This window comes from Pseudoalteromonas sp. MMG022 (genome assembly GCF_021654245.1).
GTDB classification, from domain to species: Bacteria; Pseudomonadota; Gammaproteobacteria; order Enterobacterales; family Alteromonadaceae; genus Pseudoalteromonas; species Pseudoalteromonas amylolytica.
Genome location: NZ_JAKFZQ010000012.1, coordinates 82,916 through 105,020, shown reverse-complemented (window position 1 = coordinate 105,020; position 22,105 = coordinate 82,916). Strand labels below are relative to the sequence as shown.

Annotated in this window: 18 protein-coding genes; 6 read left to right on the top strand and 12 right to left on the bottom strand. The window is 43.8% G+C overall.

What is annotated here, in order from left to right:
* Positions 1 to 9 precede the first annotated feature (9 nt).
* Entirely contained in the window at positions 10 to 2,283 is a 2,274-nt protein-coding gene (metE, locus tag L1070_RS12525) for a 5-methyltetrahydropteroyltriglutamate--homocysteine S-methyltransferase (protein WP_237125790.1), read from the bottom strand.
* Between the two features lie 287 nt (positions 2,284 to 2,570).
* Here metE and L1070_RS12520 point away from each other — a divergent pair, with 287 nt between their 5' ends.
* Positions 2,571 to 3,458 (top strand): LysR substrate-binding domain-containing protein, encoded by an 888-nt coding sequence (locus L1070_RS12520; RefSeq protein WP_070986649.1) that lies wholly within the window; start codon positions 2,571 to 2,573, stop codon positions 3,456 to 3,458.
* Between the two features lie 59 nt (positions 3,459 to 3,517).
* Complete coding sequence (locus L1070_RS12515; protein WP_237125789.1) at positions 3,518 to 4,267, top strand: YdcF family protein; 750 nt, start codon at positions 3,518 to 3,520, stop codon at positions 4,265 to 4,267.
* 22 nt (positions 4,268 to 4,289) lie between these two features.
* On the opposite strand, the gene L1070_RS12510 is transcribed toward L1070_RS12515, so the two are convergent.
* Positions 4,290 to 5,042 (bottom strand): Nif3-like dinuclear metal center hexameric protein, encoded by a 753-nt coding sequence (locus L1070_RS12510; protein WP_237125788.1) that lies wholly within the window; start codon positions 5,040 to 5,042, stop codon positions 4,290 to 4,292.
* A gap of 154 nt (positions 5,043 to 5,196) precedes the next feature.
* Between L1070_RS12510 and L1070_RS12505 the strand changes: the two genes are divergently transcribed.
* On the top strand, positions 5,197 to 5,586 hold the full coding sequence (locus tag L1070_RS12505) for a hypothetical protein (protein WP_237125787.1): 390 nt from the start codon (positions 5,197 to 5,199) through the stop codon (positions 5,584 to 5,586).
* Between the two features lie 73 nt (positions 5,587 to 5,659).
* Here the strand turns inward: L1070_RS12505 and L1070_RS12500 are convergent, their stop codons facing one another.
* The 5 genes from L1070_RS12500 to L1070_RS12480 all read right to left on the bottom strand — a co-directional run bounded on the left by L1070_RS12500 (position 5,660) and on the right by L1070_RS12480 (position 12,686).
* Positions 5,660 to 6,199: an SRPBCC family protein gene (locus L1070_RS12500; RefSeq protein ID WP_237125786.1), complete on the bottom strand. Its 540-nt coding sequence runs from the start codon at positions 6,197 to 6,199 to the stop codon at positions 5,660 to 5,662.
* Positions 6,200 to 6,310: 111 nt separating this feature from the next.
* A complete protein-coding gene (locus tag L1070_RS12495) occupies positions 6,311 to 9,181 on the bottom strand; it encodes a pentapeptide repeat-containing protein (RefSeq protein WP_237125785.1) in 2,871 nt (956 codons plus the stop codon).
* Positions 9,182 to 9,379: 198 nt separating this feature from the next.
* A complete protein-coding gene (locus tag L1070_RS12490) occupies positions 9,380 to 9,988 on the bottom strand; it encodes a transglycosylase SLT domain-containing protein (protein ID WP_237125784.1) in 609 nt (202 codons plus the stop codon).
* A 122-nt stretch (positions 9,989 to 10,110) separates the two neighbouring features.
* The gene (gene gshA / locus L1070_RS12485; RefSeq protein ID WP_237125814.1) at positions 10,111 to 11,646 is read right to left on the bottom strand and encodes a glutamate--cysteine ligase; all 1,536 of its coding nucleotides are present in this window, start codon (positions 11,644 to 11,646) and stop codon (positions 10,111 to 10,113) included.
* Between the two features lie 101 nt (positions 11,647 to 11,747).
* Complete coding sequence (locus tag L1070_RS12480; protein ID WP_237125783.1) at positions 11,748 to 12,686, bottom strand: NADP-dependent oxidoreductase; 939 nt, start codon at positions 12,684 to 12,686, stop codon at positions 11,748 to 11,750.
* A 201-nt stretch (positions 12,687 to 12,887) separates the two neighbouring features.
* On the opposite strand from L1070_RS12480, the gene L1070_RS12475 reads away from it, so the two are divergent.
* Positions 12,888 to 14,435, top strand: a complete 1,548-nt coding sequence (locus tag L1070_RS12475; protein WP_070986641.1) for a methyl-accepting chemotaxis protein — start codon at positions 12,888 to 12,890, stop codon at positions 14,433 to 14,435.
* A gap of 76 nt (positions 14,436 to 14,511) precedes the next feature.
* Here the strand turns inward: L1070_RS12475 and L1070_RS12470 are convergent, their stop codons facing one another.
* The 4 genes from L1070_RS12470 to rluD form a co-directional block, all read right to left on the bottom strand.
* Entirely contained in the window at positions 14,512 to 15,282 is a 771-nt protein-coding gene (locus L1070_RS12470; protein WP_237125782.1) for a response regulator, read from the bottom strand.
* A gap of 437 nt (positions 15,283 to 15,719) precedes the next feature.
* Positions 15,720 to 18,293 carry an ATP-dependent chaperone ClpB gene (gene clpB / locus L1070_RS12465; protein ID WP_237125781.1) on the bottom strand — a complete coding sequence of 858 codons (2,574 nt, stop codon included), beginning with the start codon at positions 18,291 to 18,293 and terminating at the stop codon, positions 15,720 to 15,722.
* Positions 18,294 to 18,382: 89 nt separating this feature from the next.
* Positions 18,383 to 19,108: a peptidoglycan editing factor PgeF gene (gene pgeF, locus L1070_RS12460; RefSeq protein WP_237125780.1), complete on the bottom strand. Its 726-nt coding sequence runs from the start codon at positions 19,106 to 19,108 to the stop codon at positions 18,383 to 18,385.
* A gap of 9 nt (positions 19,109 to 19,117) precedes the next feature.
* Positions 19,118 to 20,095 carry a 23S rRNA pseudouridine(1911/1915/1917) synthase RluD gene (gene rluD / locus L1070_RS12455; RefSeq protein WP_070986637.1) on the bottom strand — a complete coding sequence of 326 codons (978 nt, stop codon included), beginning with the start codon at positions 20,093 to 20,095 and terminating at the stop codon, positions 19,118 to 19,120.
* A gap of 123 nt (positions 20,096 to 20,218) precedes the next feature.
* Here rluD and L1070_RS12450 point away from each other — a divergent pair, with 123 nt between their 5' ends.
* Positions 20,219 to 20,977 (top strand): outer membrane protein assembly factor BamD, encoded by a 759-nt coding sequence (locus L1070_RS12450; protein ID WP_070986636.1) that lies wholly within the window; start codon positions 20,219 to 20,221, stop codon positions 20,975 to 20,977.
* 83 nt (positions 20,978 to 21,060) lie between these two features.
* On the opposite strand, the gene glnB is transcribed toward L1070_RS12450, so the two are convergent.
* Positions 21,061 to 21,399, bottom strand: a complete 339-nt coding sequence (gene glnB, locus L1070_RS12445; protein WP_070986635.1) for a nitrogen regulatory protein P-II — start codon at positions 21,397 to 21,399, stop codon at positions 21,061 to 21,063.
* Positions 21,400 to 21,529: 130 nt separating this feature from the next.
* On the opposite strand from glnB, the gene L1070_RS12440 reads away from it, so the two are divergent.
* Complete coding sequence (locus tag L1070_RS12440; RefSeq protein ID WP_237125779.1) at positions 21,530 to 22,078, top strand: GspH/FimT family pseudopilin; 549 nt, start codon at positions 21,530 to 21,532, stop codon at positions 22,076 to 22,078.
* The last annotated feature ends 27 nt before the right edge of the window (positions 22,079 to 22,105 follow it).

Below are 22,105 nucleotides of genomic sequence, written 5' to 3'. Positions count from 1 at the left end.
AAAATGGACTTAGCCAAGTTCGTTACGCAACTCCTTGGTAGCGCTCACCATATTGGCCAACGCCTGACGAGTTTCTTCCCAAGCCCGAGTTTTGAGGCCACAATCTGGATTAACCCATAAGCGCTGTACCGGAATTTTCTGAGCCGCTTTATGTATCAGCGCTTTCATCCAATCCACGTCTGGTACATTAGGACTGTGAATATCATACACACCTGGTCCAATATCATTCGGATAATCAAAGTGCTCAAACGCCGCTAGCAACTCCATGTTTGAACGAGAAGTTTCAATGGTGATAACGTCGGCATCCATATCCGCTATCGCTGCGATAATGTCATTAAACTCGGCATAGCACATATGCGTATGGATCTGAGTTTTGTCTTCAACACCACAGGCTGACACTCTGAAAGCATACGCCGCCCAATCCAAATAACTTTGCCACTGACCCGCCTTAAGTGGCATCCCCTCTCTAAATGCGGGTTCATCAATTTGAATAATATCAATGCCAGCATTTTGTAAATCAACCACTTCATCTCTGAGGGCCAATGCGATTTGGTTGGCGATACTGGGCTTGTCTAAGTCATCGCGAACAAAAGACCAAAACAAGATTGTCACAGGCCCTGTTAACATGCCTTTCATCTTTTTCTCGCTCAGTGACTGTGCGTACTTGGTCCAAGCCACTGTCATTGGCTTTTGACGGAATACATCTCCCCAAATAACGGGGGGTTTTACACAGCGTGAACCGTAACTTTGTACCCAACCAAATTGAGTAAACGCAAAGCCCTCTAGCAATTCGCCAAAGTACTCAACCATGTCGTTACGCTCAGCTTCACCGTGCACCAACACATCTAAATCCAGTGCCTCTTGCTCCTCCACCGCATAGCGAATCTCAGCCTCCATTTGCGCTTGATATTGCTCAAATGACAGATTACCCGCTTTAAAATCACGCCTTGCTGCACGAATAGCCTTGGTTTGTGGAAACGATCCTATCGTTGTCGTTGGTAATAAAGGCAAAGATAAGGATGCTTGTTGTGCTTCGATACGCTTAGCAAACTCACTATTTCTTTGTCCATCACGCTCAGTCAAAGCAGCTACGCGCTGCTGAACTGCTTGATTGTTAACACGTGATGAAGTCAACCGTGCTTTAACTGGTGCACAGTATTCCTCCAGAAGCTGTTCATCTTGAGTAACTAACGCTTGTTTTAACAGTGCCAGCTCTTGCCCTTTTTGGGTCGCAAATGCCAACCATGAACGTAGCTCACTATCAAGTTTCGTCTCTTGCTCTAAGTCAACCGGCGTGTGTAATAGTGAACAAGAAGGCGCAAGCCAAAGTTTACCTTTTCGCTTAATCGCCACATCTAAAATACTCTGGTAAAGAGCTTGTAAGTCAGCACGCCAAATGTTTCGACCGTTAACAACGCCTAATGACAGTACTTGCTCAGGCCTCAATGTCTCATGCAATTGCGCAATATCATACTGGCCTGCGACACAGTCAAAATGTACGCCATCAACCTGATATTCGCTAATGTCTGCAAGATAATCACTCACTGAGTCGAAATAAGTCGCCAGTAGTAGCTTTACACCCCGACCTGACAGCAGCTCAAAACTCTTTTTTAGTGCCGCACGATAGTCATCGCTGACCTCCAAAGCAAGGACTGGCTCGTCAATTTGCACCCATTCAACGCCCAAATCTGCAAGCTTACTTAAAGCCTGTTGATACACTGGCAAAATACGTTCAAGTAAAGCCAACTTCTCAAATGGCTCCTTAGCACATTTTGACAAGTGTAAATAAGTAACGGGGCCTACCAGCACAGGTTTAACCTGATGCCCTAACGCTTGTGCTTCTTCAACCTGCTCAAATAGCTCAGACCAAGATAGCGTAAAGGTTTGGTCTTGTTCTAGCTCAGGTACAATATAATGGTAATTAGTATTAAACCATTTCGTCATTTCACTGGCGGCGCAGGCACACCCAGTTGGGGCCTTACCTCTACCAATACGAAATAGCGTGTCTAAGTTGATTTCTTCGTTATGGTTGCGATGGCGCTCAGGCACGGCTCCGAGCAATAAACTTGTATTTAAAACATGGTCATACCAAGCAAAGTCCCCTACGGGTAAAAGCTCTACGCCAGCTTGAGCCTGCAACTTCCAGTTTTGCGCTCTAATTTCACGTCCTTTTTCAATCAGTTCATCCTGTGTGATCTTGCCTGCCCAATATGCTTCTATGGCAAATTTTAGTTCGCGCTTTTTTCCGATGCGGGGAAAACCCAAGTTATGTATTTGTGTCATGCCTCTCTCCTTTGGATGTATGGATGTCTAGAAATCTACTTAATGAGCAGTGTGAATACAAATGATGCTTTCTCAGGAGGAAGTTGAATAAAATTAATTTGTATTTTTTGAAAAAAAGTTAAATAAATAATGACAACGCTGTCAAAAATAATGCTATAGTGATTTTGTTAAAAATTAATCATCGATTGCTAGTTTTCTAGACGTCTAGACGTTACTATTAGGTAATGACTGAGATTCAAGTAGAGCAATCTGAGTTTAACTCACACTAATAATGAGATTTATTAAAGATGATCGACATAAAGCATTTGAAAACCATCGCAACCCTTAAAGACACTGGTTCGCTTGTTAATACGGCCCGTGAGTTGTTCTTGACGCAATCAGCTTTGTCACATCAAATTAAAGACTTAGAAAATAAACTTGATTGTCAGTTATTCGAAAGAAAGACCCAACCGGTGCGTTTTACCCCACAAGGTATGTTATTACTAGAACTTGCCAATGACGTGTTACCTCGTGTAGAAGCAACGAAATGTCGTTTAAAAGAGAGCCTAAATCAGCCAATTTCTCAACTGAGGCTCAGCGTTGAATGCCATGCATGTTTTCACTGGTTATTACCAACCATAAAAGAATTTAATAACTTTTGGCCTGATATCAAAGTCGACTACGAGCGCGGCTTTAGCTATGACGCGATCCCTGAACTATTAGAAGATGAGCTGGACTTGGTGCTCACTTCGGACATGCGTGAGCAAGATAAACTTGAATATGCGCACCTGTTTGATTTCAAACTCAAGCTGATTGTCTCACCCGATCATGAATTGGCTAAAAAAGCCTATGTAACCGCATTAGATCTTAAAGATGAAACCATTATCTCCTACCCTATTCCGCGCGAGAGACAAGACATCTTCAAGCACTTTATACAAAATGCACGCTTTGACGGTACATTGAAAACCGTTGACCAAGGGCTACTCATTTTTCAACTTGTCAGTGCGGGCATGGGCGTCGCAGCATTACCAGATTGGCTGGTTACCCCTTATGAAAGCCAAGGCCTTATTAAATCTATCCCTCTTGGGGCGCTTGGTCTTAATCGCCCAATGTACCTAGCGATGAAAAAAACCATGAAGGATAACCCTGTGTACAGACACTTTTTAAACACCTGTAAACAGAACAATTCTCGTTAAGCTATGATTTTTGTGTAATATTAACTAAACTGAACCCAAGCTAATTGATTGGGTTTCTTATGTTTTTGTTTAAGAAAGTGCTTGGTGGCCTACTGATGCCACTACCACTGTCATTAATTATTGTTGCAATATGTTTGTTATTTGTAAGCAAAGCCAACCTGAAGTCATATATTATGCTCTGGCTTACGGTGATCGCGCTGTGGTGTATCAGCACCCCATTTTTTGCCAGTAAGATTACCACCTCTGCTGAATCACAATGGCACACCTTCGATGTCAGCAAACACCCAAGAATAGACAAAATCGTGGTACTTGGTTGCGGCGTCCATCCTAATAGTCAGCAACTTGCCAATGCGCAGCTCACAGGCTGTTCATCAGCCAGACTTATCGAAGGGCTAAGATTGGCACATCACTATAAGAGTGCCGAGCTGATTGTGTCAGGTCATCTCAGTTCCCCACTTATGAAACAGACAGTAATAGCGCTGGGTATCCCAAGCGTTCGAGTACGTGCTAACCCATCCGCTATGGATACTAAAGACGAAGCAAAACTGTTAGCGCCCTATTTAGTGGATAGGCAGGTTGCCTTAGTGACGTCAGCCAGCCATATGGCACGCGCAAAGAATTTATTCTGGGCGCAAGGGGTCGATACGATTGCAGCCCCAACACAGTTTCATAATCTGCATAACGCGCCAGATTATAAGCAGTTTATTGCGCAAGTCTCCGTACTTGAAGCTGTCACCACGCATTATCATGAAATGTTAGGAACGCTTTGGATAAAGGTTCGACGAATAATCGATCCAGAGGCGCTCTAAGCGCCTCTTTAAAAAGCTTTGTTTAAACTGGGTTATCAATATCAATAAAGGTGACGTCAAAGCCATATTGCTCAGCTAAGTATTCACCAAGCGCCTTGATACCGTAACGCTCTGTAGCATGGTGCCCAGCCGCAAAAAAATCAATGCCCTGTTCATTGGAGCTATGAATCGTCTGCTCTGAGGCTTCACCTGTTAGATAGGCATCAACGCCTCGGCTGACAGCCAAATCAATGTAACCTTGCCCACCGCCTGTGCACCAAGCTATGGTTTCTATAGGTTTATCTCTGACAATATTAATGAGTGGCTTACGATTTAGCACGGTGGCAATCTTTTCAGCGAATACTTCACCAGACATTGGGGTTCTTAATCGCCCATGGACAGGAACACTCGCCGGCCCACTTTCAAGCCCACCTAACACCTCAATATCCAAAAGCTTTGCAAGCTGTGCGTTATTTCCAAGCTCTGGATGGATATCAAGCGGGAGGTGGTAGCCATATAAATTGATATCATTGGCTAGCAACGTTGCAATACGGCGCTTTTTCATGCCGGTGATCACTTGTGACTCACCTTTCCAAAAATAGCCATGGTGCACCAAAATAGTATCCGCTTGTAGCTCTACCGCAGTATCAACCAATGCCTGGCTGGCAGTCACCCCTGTCACAATCTTGCGAATATTTTCTGCTCCTTCGACTTGCAGACCATTCGGGGCAAAATCTCGGATTGCGTCGGGTTTTAACAGCTCAGTTAGGGCGTGTGTAAATTCTGAACGTTTCATGAAGTTACCAGTATTATTTCTGAAAATTTCTCAAATTCTGGCGTTTATACAGCCAAAATGGAAGCAAAACCCTTAAAAAATTGAAAAATTGCGCAAATATGGGTATAACTACTCATTAATCTTAATCCCGCGTATAAAACGACTAGGATCTACGATGAGTAAACTAGATAAAACTGAAGTATTAAGCGCTTTTGAAGCTGCTTACGAAGCTGCCCACGGCAAAAAGCCTGAGATCACAACCAAACCTGGTTGGTACAGCATTGATGGCGGGAAAAACCTCCGTCTTGCTGATGTAGCAGCACTGACAGAAGAGCTTACTTCTGGTTCTTCAACTAAGAGTGAAGCACCAAAGGCAAAACCAGCCAAAAAAGCAGCGCCTGCTAAAAAAGCAAAAACAAGCAAAGCAGCTCCTGCAAAAGCACAAAAGAAAGCGGCTTTTAAAGTCGTTAAAGAAAACGCTGAAGGCTATACAGCCGAAGAGTTTTGGATAGCTGAGCTTGCTGGTAAAGACCATGATTGTCGCCTGCCACGTGGTGTTGTTTAACACTCACGTTTTGTAGACATAAAAAAACCGCAACGTGCGGTTTTTTTATGTCTGAATTTCGGTTGTCTTCCAATCATTCTACTGGATGTTCAAGCACCTCTTTGAGATTGTCTAGCCCCATTTGTAAGTCGTCACCCAACATTTGCTCAAAGTCCACAAGTAGCAACATTAAGTTCATTGGGTAATCCATATGACCATTAAATCCCCACTTAACTTTTGTGCCATTGAGGGTGGGTTCAGTGATCATATAAGCAGGGTCGGTTGACTGGAACGGCTCTTTAAAGCGCAGTTCAAAATCGATACGTTTGTTTTCGTCAATCTTGATGATCTCCTGCTCGCCTACCCCAACCTCTGGGTGCTTACTGCGCCAAGCAGAAACAAAACCCACGGTGCCGTCCTCTCCTCGGTACTCGGTTTCCATAGCAGGGTCCACCTGCGCCCACGTACTGTAGTTACTTTGGTTTTTTAATAACTTGATATAAGAAAATACCTGCTCGAGGGGCTGTTCAATCTCCACTTCACGTTCCACATGATAGCTATCAGCCACAAACAGCGCGAGAATAAATGGTGAAGCGATAACAAGCAGCAGTATGATTATTATTTTTTTAAACATGCTTTGGTTCCTGTGTTTTAATTATCCGTCATCAAGCATAGACGATTTATACGTATCTACCGAACACTGACAGAGACATCGACTATGTCGCTATGTAAATCCAATAATCACTTATTCCAAAATCGCCTCGGATAAATCCACATCACTTAGGTCAACCTTGCTTAAATCTACACCGATTAAAACTGTACCTTTTAATGTAGCCTCGCGAAGCTTGGCGTGATCTAAAATAGCGTTGGTTAAATCTGCATTGGTTAAATCTGCATTGGTTAAATCTGCATTGGTTAAATCTGCATTGGTTAAATCTGCATTGGTTAAATTTGCATTGGTTAAATTTGCATTGGTTAAATTTGCATCGGTTAAATTTGCATTGATTAACGTTGAACCAAATAAGTCAGCTCGGTAAAACACCGCGCCTTCAAAACAGGCTGACTTTAGTACACAGTGAAGCATTTTAGTGTGGTCAAATTTAGCGTTCGCGAAATTCGCATAAGACGCATTGGCTAAACTTAAAGACGCGCCCCACCAACTACTTTCTATCGCACTCACGCCTTGCAACCTAACTTGAGCTAAATACCCCCCAATAAAGATGGCTTCATTCAGATTACTATTTTGTAAATTAGCCTTTCTTAGATCTTTGAATTCAAAACTGCACTGTTGTAAATCAATATGAGTAAAGCATCTAGCAGGTATACGGTCATCCTCTTCCCCACTCCCTTTAACCCGTAAAAGCCACTGAGATAAGCTATACCCATTTTCTAAGTTCAAATCCGCGACCTTTTCGGTAGCACAGCCACAAGCATGATGAATCGCCAACAGCGCCACTTCGGCATTACGGGCATATTTTTGCATCTCGCTAAATGTGGCCAACTGAAGCTCTTCAACGGGCATGCCTTTGCGCAGTGTCCGCGAGAACAGCCCCGCAAAACATGTTTGCCATTGCTGCACATCGTCTATGTGACGTAAACTCACCTCATCCACCAAAAAGTTGAATATATACTCATCTAATGCTGTGGGCCCACTGAGCTTTGCCCAGCGAGCTTTTGCGCTTATCTGGTCGTAGCCCACATCTGGGTCTGCGATGTTACGATTGACCTCACTGGTAATTGCAGCCACTTCACGCACAATGCGTCGAGCAATCAAATACTCACCAAAGCTTTTGTGAGTAAATTCAAAGGTTTTATCTTGCCCGTCTAACAACTCACTTTGGCGAAAATAAAACGCGGTCAATAAACGAGAGATCCCCGACGTGGCGCTTTCTTGAAACACCTCTAGATATTTTGTGACGCGACTGCTCTCACATTGTTGCTGAATTTTGCTAATGCTGGCCACACGGCCATTACCATGCCAAACCGCTAGGGCAATTTCTTCTAACACGCGGATAAAATGCGGCTTCTCAAGGTCTCTCGTTTGCTTATAGCCACCATGATCCCACTGCCTGTGATACACCGCATCTAACAAATCCTGATAGATTTGGTTAAGCGTTAAATGCTCATCAAAAACCACTTCCCCACGCTCAAAACTCAACGCCACCAAGTAATTCAGTAGCGGCTCCTGCGTAATGGGTTGTAGTTGGCTGATAGCCAACTGCTCGGGTAGTTTTTCATAGCTTGCTCCTTTGGCCCGACCATAGTTTTGCCACCACGTATCGCGCAAATCCGTTGCCAGTAATTTCTCAGGGTCGATATACTCGCTATCATCCGTATCTTCATCCTGCTCTACAAAATAGGGCAGCACATACAATAGCTGTTGTAACCCCCTTAGCTTTGCTGCTACCGACTGAACCGCCATCTCTCGACCCGTGATCAATGCTTGCCATTGGAAACCCGCATCGTTAAAGCGGTTTATTTTACTGATCACTTCTTCAACAAAGTGGTTAGCGGTTTCAGCCGCTAATTTGCCTTGCATTGCCAGCTCATCTAGCCCATCAAAAATCAACAACACTCGCTGTGTTTTTTGTTCCTTATTCAATGGGTTAGTTGGTAAGTTAGGGTCTGACTCTACATAACGGGCGAGCGCATTAAGTAGGTCATCGCTTGGGTCAAAGTGGTGCAGCGGAATAAACACCACACGTATTTCTGGGCGTTCGCGCACCATAGTGGCTGCAAACATTTTCGCAAATGAAGACTTACCGGAACCAGGACCCCCACTAATCACTTTGATGGCACACGCCTTATTAAACTGTATCGCCCAGTTGTTTATTTCAGCGTGCAGGTCAACAACCTGTTTTTTTGTATTAGACGCTGTGCTGCGCAGCAGCTCTTGTTCATCGTTATCCACCGCCACTTTATAGTAGGCATTAAGATTGACATACACTTGGCTGAGACTAAACGCCTCAGCAAACATGCGTTGGTTAACCTGTTCTTGTAACCACACATTATACACATGCCAACCTCGCTGCTCTTTGTTGCAGCTTGCAAAAGGGCTTTGTAGGTGCTCAGCAACACACAGGTAATCTTCTCGGTTGTTGTGCCATTCTTTATGTAGTGCCAAAGCAAAGCTTTGTTTTAATCGAGCAAAAAAACCCTCCGCATCTTGTGCGCGCATCCCTAAGCTTTCAAGCCAAAAAGTAATGGCCGGTTTGATATGCGTAAATAACGACAGGTTTTCAGGGTAGTCAAAGAAATCAGGGGTAATCCCAAGTGGCACGTCGTTTAACTGCTTGGCCATATTATCACTAAGTGCTTCAACCCCTGTATCATCAAGCTCACACTCAAATAAGTCTTGATAATCAGGTACTAATTCACAAAGCGTCGCTTGCAGGCTTTTAAACACCAATACCCACGCAGCTTGCTGTGGGTTTTTCTCAAACCCTAAAACGCTGGAGGCCTCAACCAAGTTTTCATATAGGCCTTTGCTGTCAGCAAATACGCCAGCAACAGTGGCTTTACCTAGGCTTTTAAATAGCTCTTTGATAGGTAGGTCAAGTGGCTTATTCCAAATTGAAACGGGCTGTTCCAAAGTTAGATCATACTGATTGCTCATAACGGGTCCTTGCAATGAGGCGTAACCATGACGCACAAAATAATAACTTTTAACTACAATACGCAGGTAAATTTAAATATCCAGTACTTTCATGTCGTTAATCAATTGAGATATTACTTAGGAAGTTTATCGTGCGGGTAATGTTTGCACAGTAAAAGGAGAGAGTGAGAGGCCGCAATAGCAGCCTCTCAATAAAATTTAACCAAACAAACGTTCAAACCAGTTTTTGTCTAAGTCTTCTTCACAGCGTTTGAGCTGTGCGCCATAACGGCTAGCACGATGCTTAACCTTATTGGCCACGGCCATCAACCACTTTTTCTTTCGATATGTGCCACGCTTATATCCCCCCCAACCTTCATGATAATTGAGGTATTGTGCATAAGCGTCCCATTTAGAAACACCATTGATTTTATGAGTTTTATAAACAAACCAAGCCATAAAGTCGATAGCATCTTCAAAGTCGTCTCTGTCTGCACCTGAGTTACCCGTTTCACGAATATAATCACTCCAAGTCGGTGTTTTGGCTTGAGAATAGCCATATGCCGAGCTTGCACGCCCAACAGGAATAAACCATAAGAAGTATTCCATAGGTGGTGCTGCATCATGTTTGAAGGAACTTTCTTGGTACATCATTGCCATTAATACATGTTTTGGCGAGCCCCATTTGTCTTGAGCATCACGCGCATCGTAGTACCAATCTTCTTTTTCCTGAAAAATCTTACAGATATCATTGGGTTGTTTTGGTGGAGCTGTTGCACAACCAGCTAGAAGTAACACTACAGGCAATAAAATTATAAATTTTTGCATTTTTTTACGAACCCATTGAACTTTTATAAATAATGCCTGTCTTAACCTATGAATGCAGCAGTTTAGCATTGTTTCATCCCTGAAATTTATTTGCGCAGCTTATTAGGCTGCGCTTTTTTTGCCTAAGCTCTGGCAAAATAATCTCTCAAGAAAGTTACAAAATCCTTATCGTCATTTTCCTTAATTGTAATTGCTGCTTGCTGTGACTCATCTGCTGCAAGATCAAGAACTTGTTCACTATACTCTGAATAGCTTACGTCTTGATAAGATGCCTTATATTTAGCTGCTAAATCAAGCGCTAATACACCACCGTCCTGCTGCTTTTGCTTTAGCTCCGAAAGCAAGCGGCCCGAGAAAGTTTTTTCTGGCTGTGAAGCCCATGAGCTTAATTCATTGATTGTATTAACATACTTGTCACTACCATAAGCCTCATCCATCCATTTAGCCACATCTTTAAGGTCAGTAAAGATATGCTCAGCCCACTGTCTTAACGTGACTTGATGGTTGCCCTGTAGTAATTTCACTTCTGGGTCCCTGCCCTGATTTACTACAGTGGTTAGATTCTCCTGACTTAACTTTTGCTCATCCCAACTCATTTCTGGTGAAGGTTTCAGCAAACAATATGTTAAAAATACATCCAAGAAGTTTATCTGCTCGATGCTAATACCCGTATCGACAAATGGGTTCACGTCCAGCGCGCGAATTTCCACATACTCAATACCGCCACGTTCTAGGGCATGCGTGGGCGGCTCACCGCTCAGTGCATTACGTTTTGGCCTAATTGGAGAGTAGAACTCATTCTCAATTTGTAAAATATTTTTATTGAGCTGCTTGGGGGTCTCACTGGTGTAGTCATCTAGCTCCCCGTATAGGTCTGAATGACAACGTATTGCCTCACGTAATCCAGCAATATACTCATCTAAGCTGTTATACATCACTTTCAAAGACGACTGTGCGCTGTTTGTATACCCAAGATCACCAAGACGCAGCGCCGTGCCATGCTCAAGATACAAAGTACCTGTGCCTAGCTTTTTAAACGGTAAATGACTTTCTTTGCCCTGCAAAAATGACGAGCACAACGCAGGAGATGCTCCGAATAGGTAACTAACCAGCCATAGCTCTTGCTTAAAGTTACGGATCAGGCCCAAGTACTTATCTGATATAAAGTGCTGTAACGGTGAAGTATTGCTTTCAACTGTTTGCAAACTTTGCCAAAGCGAATCGGGAAATGAGATATTAAAATGCACACCCGCTATCGCCTGCATCATACTACCGTAACGATTCTTGAGGCCTTCGCGATATAGCGTTTTCATGCGACCAATGTTTGAATCACCAAACTGTGCCAGCGCGATGTCGCTCTGATCGTTGATAAAACAAGGCATACTCATCGGCCAAAGCAACTCGTCACCCATTTTAGACAGAGTGTACTTTTGTAGTTCTTGCAATTGGCTCAAAGTTTGCTCTGGAAATTCACTCACCGGCGTGATGAATTCCAACAAAGACTCAGAAAAATCGGTTGTAATGCTACTGTGTGTTAATGGATGTCCCGCGCCTTTTGGATGAGGGGTTTGAGCAATCTTACCATCGCGTTCAATCCTTAAGGCCTCTCGCTCTATTCCACGCTTAATACCTCTGATGGTATGCTTGTGCTCAGGCATCGACAATGCTGCAAGTATTGTCTGTAAATCTGTTGTTATCAAAAAAATATCCTCGGCCAAATAAGGCAATGCCAAAGTTATGGGGGCTAAACTAGGAATACTCAAGCCAAAATAATGACTTTTCCGCTATGCTCGCCTTTTTCCATGTAACGGTGTGCGTCAGCTACCTCAGGTAGTACAAACTGTTTATCCATATGCACAGTCAGTTTGCCACTTCTAACCGCTCGATACAATTTATTGAGGTCATCGCAGTTTGCCTCAACAACCATCCCCTGTGCATTGATTTGTTTACGCTTTGCATGTTCACATACCTGCTCTTTACTAATTGTTGGAACCGTGACCACCTCACTCCCTGCGGTTAGATTATCAAGTAACTCAATTGTTCTGTCTCCACCGACTAAATCGAGCAACTGACCCGTTCTTGGCGTATCGAAAAAAGAATCATAATCCATCACTTCAACGTCCAACTTGGCCAACAACTCATGATTGGGCCGACTCGAAAGCGCTATCACTTTTCTACCTTCAAGCTTGGCTAGCTGCACCGCTAAGTGTCCAACGCCACCCGTAGGCGCATTAATGTAGATAGGTATATCTAAACTAACCGGAACACACTGCAAAGCTTGATAAGCAGTTAAACCGCTCAAACAAAGACCCGCTATTGCAGAATTTTCTTTCTGCGCCAATGGAATAATTTCACTCACGTGAGCATCAACCTGTTTTGCGTAGCAGCCGGGATGATGTGCAAACCCCACCATACCAATAACATACTGACCTACAGCAAAGTTTTTCACCTGACTGCCTAGCGCCTTTATGCGCCCATAGACATCATAACCAAGACCCATGAAATCGTTCACTGGTTTTTGTGCCGCAACAAAGCCCAGCCCCTTACGTGTTTTAATATCAATCGGATTAACGCTGGAGGCCAATACCTCAATTCGTACACCTTGCTCCTCCAACGCTTTTTCGACAATCTGTCGCGCCACAATTTGGTCTACATCACCAAATTGTTCAATCCCGTACACGTAGTTTAACTCTGTCATGATACTCGCCTTGTTGCCTTACTCTATAACTCGCTATAATCTAACACAATTAATGAAAATCTTAATGGTATGATTACGCCTGTCTATCACTACCACTCAGGACAACGTAACTTAACAAAGTCATCAACCTTGGTGACTTTATTAGGTGGTAAACGTGTTAGTGACTAAAATTGCCTAACTCGTTATCCATAGGGAGAAATTATGCGTCGTGGACAAAATACAATTAATGAAGAAGTGACTTTTGATGATAGCCAACAATTGGTCTCAACTACTGACCTTCGTGGCGTAACAACCTACGCCAACGATGCATTTTGCTCGGTATCAGGGTTCTCCCGCGAAGAGTTAGTTGGCAAAAATCACAATATCGTTCGTCATCCTGATATGCCCAAAGCTGCTTTTAAGGAGCTTTGGGACAAACTCAAAGCAGGTCATTCGTGGCGTGGGGTTGTGAAAAACCGCTGTAAAGATGGCCGATACTACTGGGTTGACGCATTTGTAACCCCTATTTTTGAACATGGACAGTTAACTGGTTATCAATCCGTACGCGTGCGCCCTGACACAGGGCTCAAACAACGTGCTCAAAAGTTATATGATGCAATTAATCAAGGCAAGAACATTTGGCACTGGAGCGAACAATACAGTTTACGCAGAGCACTGAGTGGAGTAATCACCATCGCAGCCGTTATTGCAACATTTTGGTCTTTTGGTACTAGTGCCGCTCTACTGCTGCTGCTTACTTTTGCCTTGCTTGTGGCGGTTAATTACGACGAACTCATTAGAACCCCAAAAGCATTACGTGATCAACAAGCACAATTCGATTCAGTATCGAGATATGTATACAACGGCCATCACCCTTTTAGCGTGGCACAGTATAGCCAAGGTATGCTACAGGCAAAACTACGCACCGTATTGGGCCGTATGAAAGATGCAACTTTTACCTTTAAAAGCATTGCTACTGGCTTGGATGAAAAATCAAGTAGCACGGAACAAGGAATTCAGGCACAAAGCCAGCGCTTAGACTCAATCGCAACGGCAATGTCGCAAATGAGTAGCACCATTGGCGACATCTCACACAATACCGGCGCAACCGCACAGAAAGTAGAGACAACACAACAGCATTGTAAGGATATTAAGTCCACCATGGCGGAAAACAGTCACATGGTTAATACTCTGGCTGGACAAGTAGACGAAGCGGCGCAAACAGCAACCTCACTGGCCAATGAAGCAGATAAAATTGGCAAGGTAATGACTGAAATCGAGGGTATTGCCGAACAAACTAATTTGCTAGCGCTTAACGCTGCAATTGAAGCTGCTCGTGCAGGAGAGCATGGTCGAGGGTTTGCCGTGGTAGCAGACGAAGTTAGGGCACTGTCTTCGAGGACACAAAATGCAACCAGTCACATTTATGCGTCTGTCAAAGAAATTCAGGATACGCTATTTAGTTGGTCAAAGGTAATGCAAAGTACCAAAGACAGAGCTGATAACTGTGCGCAGGCCAGTCAACAAAGTCAACAAGCACTGGAAACCATTTTCAACCAAATCAGTGAAATAGCTCAATCAGCGCAAGAAATCTCAGCTGCCGCTGAACAACAGCAAGTGGTAAGCTGCGAAATCAACGAGAATATCGGTAATATTAGTAAGCACGGTAATGACAACCTGCAACTTAGCTACCGTGTTGCAGAGGATGCAGCCAAACTGGTAGAAAGTGCCAATAAGATATCAGGAATGATACTAACGTTTAGGACTTAAACGGATATGGTTCAATCAACGATAAAAGCCTGCATATTGCAGGCTTTTTTACGTCACAACTAGCGATATTTAGCAACTAGTTATCTTGAATAAGGTCACCGCTATCTTGCCCCAGATTCTTCAGTAGATAGTCCAGTTTGCCTTTCACTGTTTCGTGCAACATTTCTCGGTTAAAGCGGATCCCCATTTGACAAACATTCGCTTTACTAGTGCTAGGCTCAACCGCTATAAGACGAACGGGTACGCCGTATAGTGGCTCAATAAGCATATTACCTTCGTGGTTTAAATCGAAAATATCCAGCTCAATCGAGTAGTTATTAAACAAGTTAAGTTCACGGCTATAGGTTAACTCTATCAACATCCCCGTATGACTGATATTTTTTACTATGCCAGCTAACTTACGGTTACTGGTCTGAATACGCACCCTATGCTCAGGTAGGGCGGACAAGCGAACAGCACCGCGTCGATTCGCCGAATTCCATGATTTATGAATTGCATCTTCGAGCTTATCTGCGCTAAATGGTTTCATCACATACTGTGATACCCCATTTTGAATGGCTGCCAGTACGTGTTCCTTATCACCTAACGAGCTCATCATGATAAATGGGGTTAACTTGTGCTTTTCTGATTTGCGAATTGTACGAAGTAACTCATCGCCATCCATTTTTGGCATCTGCCAGTCCGCAATAATAATATCAATGCTTCTTGCATTGAGCAGTTCGAGCGCTTCCTTGCCATTGGTGGCGGTATAAACATTCTCAGCACCCAAACGATTTTCTAGGGTGTTCCGCACTAGGTTACGTACCAATTGACAGTCGTCAACGACCAAAAAGCTCACATCTTGCATTTAATGCTCCGTTAAAGGGAAAAGAGAACACGTTAATCATAAAACGCGAACATGATACGACAACGTTAGCGATTCCTTCATAACTTAGTTGTAGCACACTCAGCACTGATAACAACAATTACATTGCTGTTATTTGGTAAACAATTAGTGTGTTCTCATAGAAATAAATGGGTAGGTAAAGACCTACAGGTTCATCTTCCACTATCAAGTAGTGAAACAAAAAACGACTTAAACCTAGATCCTTCAAGATTGGGGGGAGGTAAAACCTGCTAGCCCCAGCGCACAGTGATTATACTCATTTTTACGTATAAAAAAACAACTATATATAGAAAAAAGAATGAGGGCGGGGGTGGTTAGAGGTGTTAATGGATGTAACAACACTAGCTTAAATTAAATGGCAGGCCATCAGTGGTCGTCACTTTGGCCTGCCTAACTGTTTATTTTACAAAGATAATATCATCGTCCTGTACATCGACGGTAATATTATCACCACTGGTAAATTCACCTGATAACAAGCGCTGTGCAAGTGGGTTTTCGATGTATTGCTGTACAGCCCGTTTCAACGGTCTCGCGCCAAATACTGGGTCAAAACCACTGGCTGCAATTTTTTCAAGCGCCGCAGGCGTTAGGGTAAACTGATAACCCTTATCGTTAAGCCTAGACTCCAATTTTTCTAACTGAATACTGGCAATCTGTTTGATATGCTCATTGATTAATGGGTGGAAGACCACAGTTTCATCAATACGATTGATAAATTCAGGTCTAAATTGGCTTGCTAAAACGCCCATCACTAGCTCTTTAAGCATTGCGTAGTCGTTATTGCTCGCCTGCTCCTGAATGATATCTGAGCCAAGGTTGGAGGTCATAATGATTACCGTGTTTTTGAAATCAACCGTGCGCCCCTGTCCGTCTGTTAAACGCCCGTCATCTAGCACTTGCAGTAAAATATTGAATACATCAGGGTGTGCTTTTTCAACCTCATCGAGTAACACCACAGAATAAGGTCGGCGACGTACAGCTTCGGTCAAGTAGCCACCTTCCTCATACCCTACATAACCTGGAGGTGCACCGACCAAACGAGCAACGGAGTGCTTCTCCATAAACTCTGACATGTCTATACGCACCATGGCATCTTCAGTGTCAAACATAAAATGCGCCAATGCTTTGGTCAACTCGGTTTTACCCACGCCTGTTGGTCCCAAGAATAAGAACGAGCCAATAGGACGATTAGGATCAGCCAAGCCTGCACGAGAACGACGAATCGCGTTAGCAACCGCGTTCACAGCTTCATCTTGACCAATGACCTTTTTGTGAAGTTCATCTTCCATTTGAAGCAACTTTTCACGCTCTCCTTGAAGCATTTTTGCTACAGGGATCCCTGTCCAGCGAGATAGAATTTCGGCAATTTCATCTTCGCCGACCTGATTTTTCAACAAACTCATTTCTTGCATTTCAGCCTGAGATGCCAAGTCTAGCTTGCGCTCCAGTTCCGGGATCCGGCCGTATTGTAATTCAGACATACGCTGCAAATCACTCGCACGGCGCGCGACTTCTAAGTCCAAACGAGCTTGTTCCAATTCAGCCTTGATCACTTGCGTGCCTTGCAATGAGGCTTTTTCAGCATTCCATACCTCATCAAGCTCCTTGTACTCTGTTTCTAAATCTGAGATCAGCGATTGCATCTCACTACGACGCTTTTGGCTGGCTTCATCTTTCTCTTTTGCCAGCGCATTGTCCTCAAGTTTTAGCTGAATGATACGGCGCTCTAATTTGTCTAACTGCTCCGGTTTAGAATCAATTTGCAAACGAATAGAGCTACCAGCTTCATCAATTAAGTCAATCGCTTTATCTGGGAGTTGTCTATCGCTGATATAACGATGTGACAGATTTGCCGCTGCAACAATGGCAGGATCGGTAATGTCCACCGAATGATGTAGCTCATAGCGCTCTTTTAGGCCACGCAATATCGCAATGGTATCTTCAACGCTTGGTTCACTGACGAATACCTTTTGGAAACGGCGCTCAAGCGCTGCATCTTTTTCTATGTACTGGCGATACTCATCAAGGGTGGTTGCTCCGACACAATGCAGCTCACCGCGTGCCAATGCAGGCTTTAACATGTTGCCCGCATCCATAGCGCCATCAGTTTTACCGGCGCCAACCATGGTATGGATCTCATCAATAAACAAGATAACCTGGCCTTCTTCTTTAGCCAGCTCATTTAGCACTGATTTGAGCCTTTCTTCAAACTCACCACGATATTTAGCGCCAGCAACTAACGCCCCAAGATCCAACGAGAGTACTCGCTTGCTCTTTAAACCTTCAGGCACTTCACCGTTAATAATACGCTGTGCAAGCCCCTCAACAATGGCTGTTTTACCCACCCCCGGTTCACCAATTAATACCGGGTTATTTTTGGTACGACGCTGCAAAACCTGAATAGTGCGACGAATTTCATCATCACGCCCGATCACAGGGTCTAGCTTACCTTGCTCTGCTCGCTCGGTCAGATCGATGGTGTATTTTTCTAATGATTGACGGGTGTCTTCTGCATTAGGGCTATCAACTTTTTGGCCACCACGAATCGCTTTGATTGCAGCTTCTATTTTCGGCTGAGTGATATTTAACGATTTGAATATATCACCCAAAGGCCCTTTATCTTCACAGGCTGCAAATACGAACAATTCACTGGAGATGTATTGATCTTTACGCTTTTGCGCGTACTTGTCACACAAGTTAATCAACGAAACTAAATTGTTGGATAGCTGAACGTCACCGCCTATCCCTTCAACTTTAAAAACTTTCTCAATGGCCTGAGAAAGTTTACTATTTAATTCATCTGCGCTGACGCCCGCCTGAGCGAGCAATGCGCGAACACTAGAGCCATTTTGCTGTAACAGCGCATACATCAGGTGTACTGGCTCAATAAATTGGTGATCTCTGCCTAGCGCAAGAGATTGCGCATCTGAAAGCGCCGCCTGAAATTTACTGGTAAATCTGTCTAAACGCATCGTGCATCTACCTATCAAAAACTAATAACTAGTTAATTAATGGGTATTGTTGTGCGAATGTTCAAGTAACGAAAGCGAGGAAAATAGGATTAATTGCGCCAGATCAAACTGGCCATACGTCCAGTTTGCCCGTCACGACGATAAGAAAAAAATAACTCTCTTTGGCTGACAGTGCAAAATTGTCCGCCGAAGATGCGAACAACACCTGAGCGTGCTAATTGTCTGCGCACAATACCGTAAATATCGGCAAGATATTTACCATCACCCTGCGCACTAAAATCACTGCTATGTGCACTATTTTGTTCGCAAAACTGCGTCTTGACCTCGCTACCGACTTCAAATGTCAGTGGCCCTATCGCCGGCCCAAGCCATGCATATAGTTGTTCAGCTGGACTGTCAAATAGACTTAGCGTATTGGCAACAATGCCCTGTACTAAAGGCCGCCAACCACCATGAATAGCGGCCACTTCCGTGCCTTGTTCATTAGCGAGCAGAATGGGCAAACAATCCGCCGTCATTATCGCCAAGGGCTGTTGTGCTACACGAGTGTATAACGCATCAGCTTGCGGCCAAACGGTGGCTGTTGTGCGGCTCGTTACCGTTATGACCTTTGCGCTATGAATTTGCTCAAGCCACTGCGCAGGCCGAGGCAAGTACTCAAGTAACCGCTGATGATTGCTATTCACGGCAGAGATTTCATCACTAACATGATAGCCTAAGTTAAAACTGTCAAAAGGCTCATTTGAATAGCCACCGAGGCGTGTTGTTGACAACGCACTGACTCGATGCTGTATGGGCCAATTGGGCAGTATCATCAACTATCCTTACAATGACAGGTCAGGGTTAATCTTAGTATCTTCACGCAACGCCTGAGTCAAAATTTGCATGTCCTCTGGAACAGGCGCTTGCCAAGTCATCATCTCCCCCGTAATTGGGTGTGCAATACTCAGCTTAATTGCATGCAGCGCTTGGCGCTTGAAGTCTCTCAACTGTGCAAACAACTCAGGCGTAGCATTGCGAGGAGGACGTGGACGGCCACCATATAGCTGATCACCAATCAAGGGGTGATTCAAATACGCCATATGAACACGAATTTGGTGGGTACGACCTGTTTCCAGACGCAAACGTAAACGCGTATGCGCACGAAACTTTTCTGCTACTCGGTAATGAGTGATAGCTGGCTTACCCATTTCGTGAATCGCCATATGGGTACGTTTTGTTGCATGGCGGCCGATTGGCTTTTCAACCATACCACCCGCTGTCATAGTGCCGTTACATATTGCTTCATACTCACGGGTAAAGTTTTCTCGTGCTTGAAGATTTTTCACCAAATGGGTTTGCGCCTGAATGGTTTTTGCAACCACCATTAACCCTGTTGTGTCTTTATCTAAACGGTGCACGATACCGGCCCTAGGCACATTAATAATATCTGGATGATGATGTAACAACGCATTCAACACTGTGCCATCTGGATTACCTGCACCTGGGTGCACCACCAAGCCCATTGGCTTGTTAATCACTAGGATATCATCGTCTTCGTACACAATGTCTAGTGCGATATCTTGCGCCTCATATTCGCGTGGGGCTTCAATCTGAGTTTCGATTGCAACCACTTCTCCACCGAGTAGCTTCTCTCTAGGTGTATTGAGCACTGCGCCATCGACGGTGACTTTATCATCTAAAATCCAAGTTTTTATTCTTGAACGTGAAAAATCAGGGAACAATTGCGCCAATATTTGGTCTAGACGTTTACCACCTAATTCGGTTGGGACTTCAGCTTGAAGGGAAATTTGCTCTGACATCTGTAACTTTACCTAATTTACCAGTGCAAGCTGTGCTCGACTGGGTTAGAATCGCATAAATGCATAGTTTACTCGGTTTTACCGACTTGGCCTAGCCGAAGACAACAAAGGTAGTAAAATAAAATGACTAATAACTTAAGGACGCGCGCCTTTGCCATTGTACTTAGCGCCTCATTTTTAGGCTTAGCGGCCTGTTCTTCAGCGCCAGAGCAAGATGAAATAGAACGCGTACCCAATAAATCAGCCCAAGCGTTATATGAAGATGCCAAACAAACTTTAGACTCAGGCTTGTATGCGCGCGCAATTGAATTGTTAAGTGCAATTAATGCTCGATACCCTTTTGGTCCGTATTCTCGTCAAGTGCAGATGGATTTGGTATTTGCTTATTACCAGACAGGCAATACTGACCAAGCACTGGCAAGCATCGACCGTTTTATACGTTTAAATCCAAACCATAAAAATCTTGATTACATGTACTACATGCGTGGCTTGGTCAATATCAAAGCAGACGAAAACGCATTCCAAGACTATTTCGGTGTTGATAGAGCGGACCGCGATGCCAACCGCACGCGCGTGGCGTTCCAAGATTTATCCACCCTAATTAACAGCTACCCTGATAGCGCTTATGTACCAGAAGCTAAAAAGCGCCTCGTTTGGTTGTTAAACAAGATGGCACGCTATGAATTAAAAGTGGCACAGTATTACTTTGAACGTGAAGCTTACTTGGCCGCAGCAAACCGCGGTAAGTATGTTGTTGAACATTACTCACAAAGTAGCTACCTCGACAGTGCATTGGAAATCATGGAAAAGAGCTACGAAAAACTAGGCTTAAGTGACTTGAGCGAACATGCCCGTCAAACTAGAGAACTAAACAAACGCTAACCTCATCAACCAGCGTGAAACAAATATAAAAATCCCCGCAATATAGTGGGGATTTTTTATTGAGTCTTACAGCTATAACAGAGTTAAATCGCGTCTTCGTCTTCTTCACCAGTACGAATTCGCACCACGCGCTCAACTTCAGTCACAAAGATTTTACCATCGCCGATTTTACCGGTTTGAGCGGTTTTCAGGATAACATCAATCGCACGCTCTACATCTTCGTCAGCCAGCACGATATCAAGCTTTACCTTAGGTAAAAAATCCACCATGTATTCCGCGCCACGGTATAGCTCAGTGTGACCCTTTTGACGGCCAAAGCCCTTTACTTCACACACGGTCATACCCGTAATACCAACGTCTGACAAAGCTTCTCTTACGTCATCTAACTTAAATGGTTTAATTATCGCTTCTATTTTTTTCATGGTTTTGTACTTTACTGTGATGGTGCGTCGATTTTAATCAATCCTAAAAATGTTAGCAAACAAAGTCATTGCGTTAGGGTAAAAAACCACGCCATAATGAAGAAAACTAAAGTTGTAGCCACTGTAGAATATGCGCCCACATTTGTTAAAGTTTCGCGGATTCACTCTGATTGAATTGCTCATCGCTCTCACAATTTTAGCCACTTTGGCTTCAATCGCCTTTTATGCGAATAACAATTTACTCGATAGCAATCGAGCAGAGTCATATCTAACTGAACTGAAACGTAATATTACGTTTGCGCGAGCAAAGGCAGCCGCCGATGACCAAATTGTCATCTTATGTCCTGTAAACGCAGAGAAACTCCGAGATAAAAGCAACTTTGCCTGCCAACCAAGCTGGGCAAATAATGCCATAGCAACATTTGTTGATCTTAATAACGATGGTCAATTTAATAGTGACGAAGAAACCATTATACGTGCGTTAGACCCCGTATATAGCGCGGATACCCTGAAATTTACCGCTTCTTTGATCCGTTTTGACGGCAGCGGGCAAATTACCAGCGCAGCCGGTAAGTTTGTGTATTGCCCAGGCGCTGAAGATAAAAACAATCAAATGCTCACCGTGACACTATCTGGTAATGCATTGTTCAATGGCACAAGCCAAGACAAATGTAACTAACGACCTAAGTTTGCCTTGTGTTTACTT

Excerpts from the sequence above, each read along its gene's own strand:
- metE (WP_237125790.1), bottom strand. The coding sequence starts at position 2,283 with ATGACACAAATACATAACTTGGGTTTTCCCCGCATCGGAAAAAAGCGC.
- L1070_RS12520 (WP_070986649.1), top strand. The coding sequence starts at position 2,571 with ATGATCGACATAAAGCATTTGAAAACCATCGCAACCCTTAAAGACACT.
- L1070_RS12515 (WP_237125789.1), top strand. The coding sequence starts at position 3,518 with ATGTTTTTGTTTAAGAAAGTGCTTGGTGGCCTACTGATGCCACTACCA.
- L1070_RS12510 (WP_237125788.1), bottom strand. The coding sequence starts at position 5,042 with ATGAAACGTTCAGAATTTACACACGCCCTAACTGAGCTGTTAAAACCC.
- L1070_RS12505 (WP_237125787.1), top strand. The coding sequence starts at position 5,197 with ATGAGTAAACTAGATAAAACTGAAGTATTAAGCGCTTTTGAAGCTGCT.
- L1070_RS12500 (WP_237125786.1), bottom strand. The coding sequence starts at position 6,199 with ATGTTTAAAAAAATAATAATCATACTGCTGCTTGTTATCGCTTCACCA.
- L1070_RS12495 (WP_237125785.1), bottom strand. The coding sequence starts at position 9,181 with ATGAGCAATCAGTATGATCTAACTTTGGAACAGCCCGTTTCAATTTGG.
- L1070_RS12490 (WP_237125784.1), bottom strand. The coding sequence starts at position 9,988 with ATGCAAAAATTTATAATTTTATTGCCTGTAGTGTTACTTCTAGCTGGT.
- gshA (WP_237125814.1), bottom strand. The coding sequence starts at position 11,646 with ATGCCTGAGCACAAGCATACCATCAGAGGTATTAAGCGTGGAATAGAG.
- L1070_RS12480 (WP_237125783.1), bottom strand. The coding sequence starts at position 12,686 with ATGACAGAGTTAAACTACGTGTACGGGATTGAACAATTTGGTGATGTA.
- L1070_RS12475 (WP_070986641.1), top strand. The coding sequence starts at position 12,888 with ATGCGTCGTGGACAAAATACAATTAATGAAGAAGTGACTTTTGATGAT.
- L1070_RS12470 (WP_237125782.1), bottom strand. The coding sequence starts at position 15,282 with ATGCAAGATGTGAGCTTTTTGGTCGTTGACGACTGTCAATTGGTACGT.
- clpB (WP_237125781.1), bottom strand. The coding sequence starts at position 18,293 with ATGCGTTTAGACAGATTTACCAGTAAATTTCAGGCGGCGCTTTCAGAT.
- pgeF (WP_237125780.1), bottom strand. The coding sequence starts at position 19,108 with ATGATACTGCCCAATTGGCCCATACAGCATCGAGTCAGTGCGTTGTCA.
- rluD (WP_070986637.1), bottom strand. The coding sequence starts at position 20,095 with ATGTCAGAGCAAATTTCCCTTCAAGCTGAAGTCCCAACCGAATTAGGT.
- L1070_RS12450 (WP_070986636.1), top strand. The coding sequence starts at position 20,219 with ATGACTAATAACTTAAGGACGCGCGCCTTTGCCATTGTACTTAGCGCC.
- glnB (WP_070986635.1), bottom strand. The coding sequence starts at position 21,399 with ATGAAAAAAATAGAAGCGATAATTAAACCATTTAAGTTAGATGACGTA.
- L1070_RS12440 (WP_237125779.1), top strand. The coding sequence starts at position 21,530 with ATGCGCCCACATTTGTTAAAGTTTCGCGGATTCACTCTGATTGAATTG.